This window comes from Pseudomonas sp. WC2, from assembly GCF_050586545.1.
GTDB lineage: Bacteria > Pseudomonadota > Gammaproteobacteria > Pseudomonadales > Pseudomonadaceae > Aquipseudomonas.
In genome coordinates this window covers 331993-342713 of record NZ_JBOBDR010000004.1, presented here as the reverse complement: position 1 = coordinate 342713, position 10721 = coordinate 331993, and the positions used below count along the sequence as shown (strand labels likewise).

Genomic DNA, 10721 nt, shown 5'->3' with positions numbered 1-10721 from the left:
GAAAATTTTTTCCCCCCAACCCCCCCCCGCTCCCACACGGTTATGGGGTGAGGCGGAAATCCGGGCAAAAAAATGCCGCTCGATTGAGCGGCATTTTTTGTTTCTGCGAAAGACTTACTCGGAAGCCACGGCGTTCTTCGCCAGAATCGCGTTCGCCAGTTCCATGTCCGTCGCCTGCAGGCCCGGGTTGTCGGCGCGGACTTTCTGCATCGCCGCCTCCAGATACGGCCCGCGAATCCCGCCATCACTGGCGACGAAACTGCCGGCATCGTCCTGAGCCGCGATGATCAACTTGTGATCCTTGAAGGTCAGGTAAGTCGAGCCGGTGGTGGCACCGGACGAAATGACGTTACGCCAAAAGCTGTCCGCCATGGCCGAACCAACGGGAAGGGACAGCAGGGCCAACGTGGCGACAGCAACTTTGAGACGCATGATGAGGTGACTCCTGGGGGTTAACTACGGCGTTGGATTGCCAATCCCCCGATCCAGTTCCGTGAGGGACTACTTAAGCTCACTCTGCGGCGTCACCCGCAGCACTTCCTCAACCGTGGTCAGCCCCGCCGCCACCTTCTGCGCGCCGGACAGGCGCAGGCTGCGCATGCCTTCCTTGAAGGCCTGGCGACGGATCGCCGCCAGATCGGTGTCCGGGGTGATGAACGCCTTGAGGCTGTCGCTCAGTTGCATGATCTCGTAAACCCCGGTACGACCGTGATAGCCGGTGTCGCGACACTCGACGCAGCCAATGGCGCGCTGTGCATTACCCGGCAGCGGTGCTTGCCACGGGCGGGTCAGGGTTTGCCAGTCTTCCTCTTCCAGTGTCAGCGGTGCCTTGCAGTGCGGGCACAAGGTGCGCACCAGTCGCTGGGCCATGACGCCGAGCACGGTGGCTTTGATCAGGTAATGCGGCACACCGAGTTCGAGCAGGCGACTGATCGCACTGGGCGCGTCGTTGGTGTGCAAAGTCGATAGCACCAAGTGCCCGGTCAGTGCTGCCTGGATCGCCATTTCAGCGGTTTCCAGGTCGCGGATCTCGCCGATCATGATGATGTCCGGGTCTTGCCGCATCAGCGCACGCACCCCGGCGGCGAAGCTCAGGTCAATGTTGTGCTGCACCTGCATCTGGTTGAACGCCGGCTCGACCATTTCGATCGGGTCTTCGATGGTGCAGAGATTGACCTCCGGCGTCGCCAGTTTTTTCAGCGTGGTGTACAGCGTGGTGGTCTTGCCTGAACCTGTCGGCCCGGTGACCAGAATGATGCCGTTGGGCTGGCGGGTCATGTCTTGCCAGCGCCTCAGATCGTCGGCGCTGAAGCCCAGTTGATCGAAATCCTTGAGCAGCACTTCCGGGTCGAAAATCCGCATGACCATTTTTTCGCCGAACGCGGTGGGTAGCGTCGACAGGCGCAGCTCGACTTCGCCGCCCTCCGGGGTCTTGGTCTTGACCCGGCCGTCCTGGGGTTTGCGCTTTTCGGCGACGTTCATCCGCCCGAGGCTTTTCAGGCGACTGACAATCGCCATGGTCACCTGTGGCGGGAATTGATAGACGTTGTGCAGCACGCCGTCGATACGAAAGCGCACCGTGCCTTGCTCGCGTCGCGGTTCGATGTGGATATCGCTGGCGCGCTGCTGAAAGGCGTACTGGAACAGCCAGTCGACGATGTTGACGATGTGCGCATCGTTGGCGTCCGGCTCCTGATCGCTGGCGCCGAGGTTGAGCAGTTGCTCGAAGTTACCGAGGTTGCCGCTCTGGGCGTCGGCATTGCTGGCGCCGCTGACCGATTTCGCCAGGCGGAAGAACTCGACGCTGAAGCGCTGAATGTCCGCCGGATTGGCCACCACCCGTTTGATCGGCAGCTTCAGCACATGGGTCAGATCGGCTTCCCAACCGGTGACGTAGGGCTGGGCGCTGGCCACGGTCACCGCATCGCGATCGACCGCCACAGCGAGAATCTTGTGCCGCTGCGCGAAGGCATAGGACATCAGCGGTGTGATCGCGGCGACGTTGATCTTCAGCGGGTCGATGCGCAAATACGGCTGGCCGGCCTCCTGTGCCAGCCAAAGCGTCAGGCTTTCCAGATCGAGATGTTTGCCCGGACGGCTGAGGTCATCGAGTTGCTGACTGGCGATGAATTCCAGCGGATGCATCTGACCGTGGGCGGCGTGGCGGCGGCGGGCATTCAGCGCCTGCTCCGCCGAGTCCTGGCAAATGAAGCCTTGGGCGACCAGTTCACGCAGCACCTCATTGAGTTCCAGCCAGCGGTCCTGAGTGGCGAATTGAACGGACATGCGGGCTTCCTTTTAAGCGACAGTGCGCAAAAGGATAGTCGCGGCCCCGCAGACCGTTGGGCCACTACCCGACGAAGCCGTTGCCGGATTTTTCAGCCGGCGGCTTGCGCGCGGGCAGCCCAAGCGCTGTCGGCGTTTTGCAGATCCACCGAGCAGACGCTGATCAGGTTACGAAGTTTTTCCGCGATGACTTGCGCGCGATGCCAACTGAAGCCGCCCATGACAATGTCAATCGACATCAAATCGTCGATCCGCTGCACGTTGACCTGCTCGGGCGTGAGGAATTGCAGGGCGAACAGGTTGAGCACGCGTACCAGCAAGTCCGGCTCGGCTTCGGCGAGGATTTGATACTGCGCCAGGCAATGAGTGTTGCTGACGTTCCAGACGTCGGCGCGGGTGGGTGCGCTGTTCACGGCTTCGAGGTGCGGCATAACGATTCTCCAAAATCTCTGGAGGAATTTTTACATTCGGCTTGGGGTATTTCTTGGCTATGATCGGCGTTATTGGCAGTTGATCGACGTGATCAATTCGCAAAACACAGTGATTGGGGTTTTTCTATGCATAGCGAGTTGGACAGCTACGACCGCAAGATCCTCGCCCTGCTGCAAGAGGACGCTTCGCTCTCCAGCGCGCAGATCGCCGAACAGGTCGGATTGTCGCAATCACCGTGCTGGCGGCGGATTCAGCGAATGAAGGAGGAGGGGATCATTCGTGGCCAGGTGACCTTGCTCGATCGCAAGAAGATCGGCCTGAACACGCAGATCTTTGCCGAGATCAAACTCAACGCGCACGGGCGTTCGAACTTCACTGAGTTCACCGAAGCGATTCGCGGGTTCCCGGAGGTGCTGGAGTGTTATGTGCTGATGGGCGCGGTGGATTTTCTGTTGCGGATTGTCGCGGCGGACATCGAGGCGTATGAGCGGTTCTTCTTTGAGAAGCTGTCGCTGGTGCCGGGGATTCAGGAAGTGAATTCGATTGTGGCGCTGTCGGAGATCAAGTCCACCACCAGCCTCCCTGTCTGACCCAGATCGTTCCCACGCAGAGCGTGGGAACGATCATCAACACGGGGGTGTTACATACGCAGCAGCATTTTCCACGCACGATTCTGGTAAACCGCAATCGCCTGCTGCTTGCGTGCATCGAGCAGTTCGTCAGTGATCGTCGGTTCGTTGGCCAGTTGCGCCAATTTGTTCAGCTCGCCATAGAGGCGATCCATTTCCGGGATTTCCAGCACATTACGTGCGTGGTGCAGCCAGACCTGAATACGCTCGATGCGCGGCAGTTGCTCAGCCAGATCTTCCGGCTGCTGCTGATAACGCTGCAATTGCAGAGCGGTGGCTTCTTCACCCAAGGTGCGCGGCAGCCAACTGTGCAACTGCGCGCCGCCCTGACGATTGCCGCGCACGTTGCGCTCGGCGGTCCAGGTGCGTGCCAGCAACCAGCGCGAAGTGTTCAGCGAGAACAGGCCCCAGCGCGGGTCTTCGAGTTCTTCGAGGAACTGCTCCGGCGCGGCTTTGCGCACGTCTTCGTCTTCGATACCGGCCTGAACCAGCGGGCGCCAGTCTTCCAGCAGAGCATCCAGGGCAACGCGCAAATCGTGGGTCGACTGACGCGGCGCGGCCTGGCCGAGGCTGCTGAGCAGGGCGCGCATTTCCGCGAGGTTCTCGACCCAGTCGAGCAGCAGGCGCCAGTGACCGTTGAAACGGTACTGTTCAGCCAGACGCTGGCTGCTGCCGAGCAAGTGCCAGCTCAGTGCGGCGAAGGCGTCGTCGAGTTGGGTTTCCTGGGTCAGCTCCGGCGCCGGCAGGCTCAGCGAGTAGCTGTTGGCGTCGTATAGACGATAACCGCGCTCAGCCTTGCTGATGTCGCACGGCATCAGCGCCAGGGTTTCGGCCAGTTCGGCCGCCAGCTCCAGCAGCGCGGCAGGCTCGCCTTCGCGCAATTCCAGTTCCAGCTCGCAGATTTCTTCTTTCTGTTTACCGACGACAACGTGGCCGAGATCCAGCGCGGCTTCGATAACCACTTTGGCTTTGCCACGGCCCCAGGCAATTTCGGCGCGCTCGCGGACGAAATCGGTGGTGAAGATCGGCTTGAGGGTTTTCTTGTCCAGCTCGGCCAGCGACTCGGGCCAGCATTCGCCGTCGAGTTTCTTCACGTCGAGCTTGGCTTTCGGCAACTTCCAGTCGTATTCATTACGCTCGGACAGGCCGGCAACGCTCTGGCCACGGGTCTTGAGGGTTTGAATGACTTCGTCACCGTCCTTGCGCAGGCGCAGGGCGACTTTGGCCTGAGCCAGGTCGCGCTCGGGGGTGTCGAAGTACTGGTTCATCAACTCACGGCGTTCCCAGCCACTTTTGTTGCGTTTCTTCAGTAGCGGGTGCTCGCGCAGGGCGGCGAGGGTTTCGCGGCTGACGCGGAGTTTGATTTCGGTTTCTTTCTGCATGGCCGGAAAATCCAGGATCGGGAGCGCAGCCGGGGAATATGTGGCTGCCAAGGCCGTGCAGTGTACAGGACTGATTCGTCCTACGCCCTGCGACGGTTTATTCCTGACGCCGGATGGTTCTATGATGGACTTCAAATCGGGAGTTGGAGTCAGCGATGCCTTTGCCGTCCATGCAAGACCAGTTCGCTGCGCTGATCGCCGCGCCATCGGTCAGCTGTACCCAACCGAACCTCGATCAATCCAATCGCGCGGTGATCGATCTGCTCGCCGGTTGGCTGGGTGATCTGGGTTTCAATTGCGACATCCAGCAGGTCAGCCCCGGCAAATTCAACCTGCTCGCCAGTTTCGGCAGCGGCCCCGGCGGGTTGGTGCTCGCCGGGCACAGCGACACGGTGCCCTACGACGACGCGTTGTGGCAGACCGACCCGCTGAAGCTCACCGAAGTCGATGGCCGCTGGGTCGGGCTCGGCAGTTGCGACATGAAGGGCTTTTTTGCGCTGATCATCGAAGCGGTGTTGCCGCTGCTCGATCAGCCGTTCAAGCAACCACTGCTGATTTTGGCCACCTGTGATGAAGAAAGCTCGATGTCCGGCGCCCGTGCGCTGGCCGAGGCCGGGCGTCCGCTGGGCCGCGCGGCGGTGATTGGCGAGCCGACCGGGCTCAAGCCGATCCGCATGCACAAAGGCATCATGATGGAGCGCATCGACATCCTCGGGCAGAGCGGCCATTCGTCGGATCCCCGCCTGGGCCACAGCGCCCTCGAAGCGATGCACGACGCGATTGGTGAATTGCGCGGCCTGCGCCTGTTGTGGCAGCGCGAATTCAACAATCCGCAGTTCAGCGTGCCGCAACCGACGATGAACTTCGGTTGCATCCATGGCGGCGACAATCCCAACCGCATCTGCGGCCAGTGTTCGCTGGAATTTGATTTGCGACCGTTGCCGGGCATGGACCCGAAAGTCCTGCGCGCGGAGATTTTGCGCAAGCTCAACCCGGTCGCTGAGCGGCATCAGGTGAAGATCGACTACAAGCCGTTGTTCCCGGAAGTGCCGCCGTTCGAGCAGGATGCAGACGCCGAACTGGTGCGCATCGCGGAAAAGCTCACCGGTCATAGCGCCGAAGCAGTAGCGTTCGGCACCGAAGCGCCTTATCTTCAGCGCCTCGGCTGCGAAACCATCGTGCTCGGCCCCGGCGACATTGCGTGCGCGCATCAGCCCGGCGAGTACCTTGAAATGTCACGTTTGCAGCCTACCGTGCATCTATTACGGCAACTGATTGAACATTACTGCCTGACTGCTGACGAACGATGATCCACCCATGGGGGAGCGAGCCTGCTCGCGAAAGCGCCATTTCAGACACGTCGATGTCGCCTGATACATCGCTTTCGCGAGCAGGCTCGCTCCCACAGGGGTATGTGTTTTATCCGATCAAACGCTGTAAATTGCCAGCAACCCAACCCGTATTCATGAGGAGAGCGCGCGTGTCGCCAAGCCTGTTCCGACGATAACCATCAGCCCGCTGTGCGTTTTCCGTTTCGCCCTTTTTCCGGCTGCTATTTATTACAGGCCCAGGTTCATGCCCGAATACGTTAATTGGCTTCGTCACGCGTCCCCTTACATCAATGCTCACCGCGACTGCACCTTCGTCGTCATGCTGCCCGGCGACGGCGTGGAGCATCCGAATTTCGGCAACATCGTTCACGACATCGTCCTGCTGCACAGCCTTGGCGTGCGCCTTGTGCTGGTGCACGGTTCGCGCCCGCAGATCGAAACCCGCCTCGCTGCGCGCGGCCTGACTCCGCATTACCACCACGGCATGCGCATCACCGATGCGGCGACCCTGGAATGTGTGATCGATGCCGTCGGCCAATTGCGCATCGCCATCGAAGCACGGCTGTCGATGGACATGGCTTCCTCGCCGATGCAGGGTTCGCGCTTGCGCGTGGCCAGCGGCAACCTCGTCACGGCGCGGCCGATTGGCGTGCTGGAAGGCGTCGATTATCACCACACCGGCGAAGTGCGCCGGGTCGATCGCAAGGGCATCAATCGCTTGCTCGATGAGCGCTCGATCGTGCTGCTGTCGCCGCTGGGCTACTCGCCAACCGGTGAAATCTTCAACCTGGCTTGCGAAGACGTCGCCACCCGCGCCGCTATCGATCTGGGAGCTGACAAACTGTTGCTGTTCGGTGCGGACCTCGGCCTGATCGACGAAAACGGCAAACTGGTGCGCGAACTGCGTCCGCAACAAGTGCCGGCGCATTTGCAGCGTCTGGGCAGCAACTATCAGGCGGAATTGCTCGATGCCGCCGCCGAAGCCTGCCGTGGCGGCGTGGCCCGCAGCCATATCGTCAGTTACGCCGAGGATGGCGCGCTGCTGACCGAACTGTTCACCCGTGACGGTGGCGGTACGCTGGTGGCCCAAGAGCAATTCGAATTGGTGCGCGAAGCGGCGATTGAAGACGTCGGCGGTTTGCTCGATCTGATCAGTCCGCTGGAAGAGCAGGGGATTCTGGTGCGGCGTTCGCGCGAAGTGCTGGAGCGCGAGATCGAGCAGTTCAGCGTGGTCGAGCGTGAAGGCATGATCATCGCCTGTGCGGCGCTGTACCAGATTGCCGATTCCGATGCCGGTGAGCTGGCGTGCCTGGCGGTGAACCCGGAGTACCGCCACGGCGGTCGTGGGGATGAATTGCTGGAACGCATCGAAACCCGTGCACGGGCGCAGGGTTTGAAAACCTTGTTCGTCCTCACCACGCGCACCGCGCACTGGTTCCGCGAGCGTGGGTTTGAGCCGAGCAGCGTTGAGCGCCTGCCAGCGGCGCGGGCGTCGCTGTACAACTATCAGCGTAATTCGAAGATCTTCGAAAAAACCCTGTAACCGAGCTCCGATCGTTCCCACGCTCTGCGTGGGAATGCCTCAACGGACGCTCTGCGTTCGGCTTCTGATGGGACGCGGAGCGTCCCGTGCTGCATTCCCACGCGGAGCGTGGGAACGATCAATTACTCAGTGATGAACTTCGCGCTCACGTACGGCGAATAATCCGGCAGCACCGTCTCAACCTTGCCTTGCTCCTTCAAAAACTTCGCCGTCTCGCCAATTGCCTTCGCCGTGCCGCCGTCCAGCAGCGCCGTGGTTTGTTGTGCCTTGGCATCCGGGAATGCCGAGCCTGCGAGCAATTCCGGGACATCGGCGGCGTTGGCACCGGTCAGTTTGGCGATTTTCTGTACAGGCACCGAGTCCGCCGTCCAGCTGTCTTTGTGCGCGGCGTAGTCAGCGAATGAGTCCAGCGTGACCTTGGCGAATTTGGCCACGACGTCAGGGTGTTTCTCGGCAAAGTCTTTGCGCGCGACCCACACTTCGAAGGTCGGGGCGCCCCATTGTCCGACCTGTGCAGCATCGGTCAGCGTCTTGCCGGTCTTGCGGATTTCCCCCAGCGCTGGCGACCAGACAAATGCCCCATCAATGTCACCGCGTTTCCACGCTGCGGCGATTTCCGCTGGCTGCAGGTTCACCACTTTGACTTTCGAGGCGTCCAGGCCCCAGTGCTTGAGTGCGCCGAGCAGGCTGGAATGGGAGGTCGAGACGAAGGGCGTGGCGATGGTCTTGCCGACCAGGTCCTGCGGTGTGTTGATGCCGCTGCCATTGCGCACCACCAAGGCTTCGGCAGCATTGATCTGCGCTGAAACAATGAACGCGACGATCGGCAAGTTGCGTGAGGCTGCCGCGGCTAGAGGGCTGGAACCGAGGTTGCCGATCTGCACGTCGCCCGAAGCGATGGCTGTCACAACTTCCGGGCCACTGTTGAAGCGGCGCCAGTCGATCTTTTCGCCGATGGTTTTCTCGTAGACACCGTCGGCCTGAGGCACTTTGCTCGGGTCAATACCGGTTTGATACCCGACCGTGAGGTTGGCCGCCTGTGCCGAAAAAGAAAAAATAGCTGACACACAAACTGTAACAAATTGACTGGATAGTGCGCGTTTGGCCATGATGGCGTCGCCTTTTGGACAGGGGTTGACGTGATTTGGATGCGTCAAACCTAAGCGATCTAAAAAAGGCTGCACAAATACCATTTAGGAATGAGCTTAGTAGCCGATATCCTGTATCCCGGTGGAGAAGGCCATTACTAGGCCATATTCCCGAATGGTATTAAAAAGAATGAAATAATTCTTTTTGGGGTTAACAGGAAATCAGTACTGTGCAGGGACCGAATCACTGCGATTAGACCTTGGTCGTAGACACACAAGGTTACGATTGACTTGTCAGTCACGGTCTGGCGCTAATCGCGCATCTTAGGACCCAGGGCAACAGACCCGGGGCCAGGAACACAAAAATTAGAAACGAGAGGAGCTTTACATGAACAAGTCCACCTTGGCCCTGGCTGTGGCCGTAGGGGTTTTGGCGCAGCAGGCAGGCGCCGCCGGTTTCATCGAAGACAGCAAGGCAACGCTGGGGCTGCGTAACTTCTACATCAACACCGACAACCGCGATGGCACCGGCGCGAACAAGAACGAAGAGTGGGGCCAAGGCTTCGATCTGCGTTTCATCTCCGGCTACACCCAAGGCACCGTCGGCTTCGGTATCGACGCCATCGGCCTGCTGGGCGTGCGTCTGGATTCGGGCGGCGGCACCAACGGTAACAGCGGTACCGCTTACGGCGGCACTGTGTTCCCGAGCGAATCCAACGGTAAAGCCGTGGACAACTTCTCCAGCCTCGGTCTGACTGCCAAAGCCAAGATCTCCCAGACTGAACTGAAGCTCGGTACCCTGCAGCCGAAGAACCCGGTCATCGTGACCAACGACGGTCGTCTGCTGCCACAAACCTGGCAGGGTGGCCAGATCACTTCCGGCGAAATCAAGGACCTGACTCTGGTCGGTGGTCAGATCGAAGCCGTGAAAGGTCGTAACTCCAGCAACAACGAAAACCTGTCCATCAGCGGTGCAAACACCCGCGGTACCGGTTTCCGTGACAGCAACAAGTTCATCTACGCCGGTGGTGACTACAAAATCACCAAAGACCTGACTGCCCAGTACTACTACGGCAACCTGGAAGACTTCTACAAGCAGCACTTCCTGGGTCTGGTTCACAACTGGGCAATCGGCCCGGGCGTATTGAAGTCTGATTTCCGTTACTTCAACAGCTCCGATGACGGCAAAAACGGCACCGATCCAGCCTACTACAGCACCGGTAACTACACCGGCGTTCGTAACGGTCGCGGTGAAGTCGACAACAACCTGTACAGCGGCCTGTTCCTGTACACCGTTGAAGGCCACACCTTCGGTGGCGGTTACCAGGTTTCCAACGGCAGCAGCGACTTCCCTTGGCTGAACCAGGGCGACGGTTCGTCGAACTACACCATCACCGACATGCAGATCCAGAAGTTCGGTCGTGCCGGCGAGAAAACCTGGCAGGCTCGCTACTCGTATGACTTCGCTAAAGTCGGCGTACCTGGCCTGACCGCTGGTGTGGTTTACCTGAAAGGCGATTCGATCGACACCGTTGGCACCAACGGTCGCGAAAGCGCTTCGAACCGTTCCGAGTGGGAACGCGACTTCACCATCGGTTACGTCGTACCTGAAGGCCCGTTCAAAAACGTCGGCCTGATGTGGAAAAACGCTGTATGGCGCACCGACCTGCCGAACACCCGTTCGCAGGACGAAAACCGCTTGATCGTCAGCTACTCGATCCCGCTGCTGTAATAGCGCGCTCCTGCACCTGATGTAAAAGCATGATGTAAAAAAAGCCCCGTCCGGCATCGCGCCGGACGGGGCTTTTGCGTTTTCGCGTCAGGCTCACCCCCGTAAGCCCTCCCCGAATTTCCCTCTTTACAGCAACTCAAGGCCTTCTCGAACCTTGCGACTGATGTTCGTCGGGAAGCCGTCGGGCGTCCAGTGAACAGATGTTTAATATTCACTTATGATCTAGATATCTGATTATTTATTCTTTTTCATGAGGGCAAATCCCGGGCTACAGTTGAGGCCTCCAACAACTCCTCAG

The 10721-nt window shown here is 59.8% G+C and carries 9 protein-coding genes; 4 read left to right on the top strand and 5 right to left on the bottom strand.

The features are described 5' to 3' along the window. Positions 1-114 precede the first annotated feature (114 nt). From ACQ4OE_RS07215 to ACQ4OE_RS07205, 3 genes are all read right to left on the bottom strand, one after another. Positions 115-432, bottom strand: coding sequence for a DUF2388 domain-containing protein (locus tag ACQ4OE_RS07215; RefSeq protein WP_122594603.1), 318 nt, complete (start codon positions 430-432; stop codon positions 115-117). A gap of 69 nt (positions 433-501) precedes the next feature. Next, on the bottom strand, positions 502-2286 hold the full coding sequence (locus tag ACQ4OE_RS07210; protein ID WP_430946218.1) for a GspE/PulE family protein: 1785 nt from the start codon (positions 2284-2286) through the stop codon (positions 502-504). Positions 2287-2378: 92 nt separating this feature from the next. Beyond that, positions 2379-2717: a hypothetical protein gene (locus ACQ4OE_RS07205; RefSeq protein ID WP_122594605.1), complete on the bottom strand. Its 339-nt coding sequence runs from the start codon at positions 2715-2717 to the stop codon at positions 2379-2381. A 126-nt stretch (positions 2718-2843) separates the two neighbouring features. On the opposite strand from ACQ4OE_RS07205, the gene ACQ4OE_RS07200 reads away from it, so the two are divergent. After that, positions 2844-3308 (top strand): Lrp/AsnC family transcriptional regulator, encoded by a 465-nt coding sequence (locus ACQ4OE_RS07200; RefSeq protein ID WP_016983809.1) that lies wholly within the window; start codon positions 2844-2846, stop codon positions 3306-3308. Between the two features lie 50 nt (positions 3309-3358). Here the strand turns inward: ACQ4OE_RS07200 and ACQ4OE_RS07195 are convergent, their stop codons facing one another. After that, positions 3359-4729: an inorganic triphosphatase gene (locus tag ACQ4OE_RS07195; protein WP_430946217.1), complete on the bottom strand. Its 1371-nt coding sequence runs from the start codon at positions 4727-4729 to the stop codon at positions 3359-3361. Positions 4730-4884: 155 nt separating this feature from the next. Here ACQ4OE_RS07195 and argE point away from each other — a divergent pair, with 155 nt between their 5' ends. Beyond that, positions 4885-6039: an acetylornithine deacetylase gene (argE, locus tag ACQ4OE_RS07190; RefSeq protein ID WP_430946216.1), complete on the top strand. Its 1155-nt coding sequence runs from the start codon at positions 4885-4887 to the stop codon at positions 6037-6039. Positions 6040-6304: 265 nt separating this feature from the next. Beyond that, positions 6305-7603 (top strand): amino-acid N-acetyltransferase, encoded by a 1299-nt coding sequence (argA, locus tag ACQ4OE_RS07185; protein WP_064389470.1) that lies wholly within the window; start codon positions 6305-6307, stop codon positions 7601-7603. Positions 7604-7725: 122 nt separating this feature from the next. On the opposite strand, the gene tauA is transcribed toward argA, so the two are convergent. Beyond that, positions 7726-8712, bottom strand: coding sequence for a taurine ABC transporter substrate-binding protein (gene tauA / locus ACQ4OE_RS07180; RefSeq protein WP_430946215.1), 987 nt, complete (start codon positions 8710-8712; stop codon positions 7726-7728). A gap of 367 nt (positions 8713-9079) precedes the next feature. Here tauA and ACQ4OE_RS07175 point away from each other — a divergent pair, with 367 nt between their 5' ends. Continuing rightward, positions 9080-10423, top strand: a complete 1344-nt coding sequence (locus ACQ4OE_RS07175) for an OprD family porin (protein WP_430946214.1) — start codon at positions 9080-9082, stop codon at positions 10421-10423. The last annotated feature ends 298 nt before the right edge of the window (positions 10424-10721 follow it).

Excerpts from the sequence above, each read along its gene's own strand:
- ACQ4OE_RS07215 (WP_122594603.1), bottom strand. The coding sequence starts at position 432 with ATGCGTCTCAAAGTTGCTGTCGCCACGTTGGCCCTGCTGTCCCTTCCC.
- ACQ4OE_RS07210 (WP_430946218.1), bottom strand. The coding sequence starts at position 2,286 with ATGTCCGTTCAATTCGCCACTCAGGACCGCTGGCTGGAACTCAATGAG.
- ACQ4OE_RS07205 (WP_122594605.1), bottom strand. The coding sequence starts at position 2,717 with ATGCCGCACCTCGAAGCCGTGAACAGCGCACCCACCCGCGCCGACGTC.
- ACQ4OE_RS07200 (WP_016983809.1), top strand. The coding sequence starts at position 2,844 with ATGCATAGCGAGTTGGACAGCTACGACCGCAAGATCCTCGCCCTGCTG.
- ACQ4OE_RS07195 (WP_430946217.1), bottom strand. The coding sequence starts at position 4,729 with ATGCAGAAAGAAACCGAAATCAAACTCCGCGTCAGCCGCGAAACCCTC.
- argE (WP_430946216.1), top strand. The coding sequence starts at position 4,885 with ATGCCTTTGCCGTCCATGCAAGACCAGTTCGCTGCGCTGATCGCCGCG.
- argA (WP_064389470.1), top strand. The coding sequence starts at position 6,305 with ATGCCCGAATACGTTAATTGGCTTCGTCACGCGTCCCCTTACATCAAT.
- tauA (WP_430946215.1), bottom strand. The coding sequence starts at position 8,712 with ATGGCCAAACGCGCACTATCCAGTCAATTTGTTACAGTTTGTGTGTCA.
- ACQ4OE_RS07175 (WP_430946214.1), top strand. The coding sequence starts at position 9,080 with ATGAACAAGTCCACCTTGGCCCTGGCTGTGGCCGTAGGGGTTTTGGCG.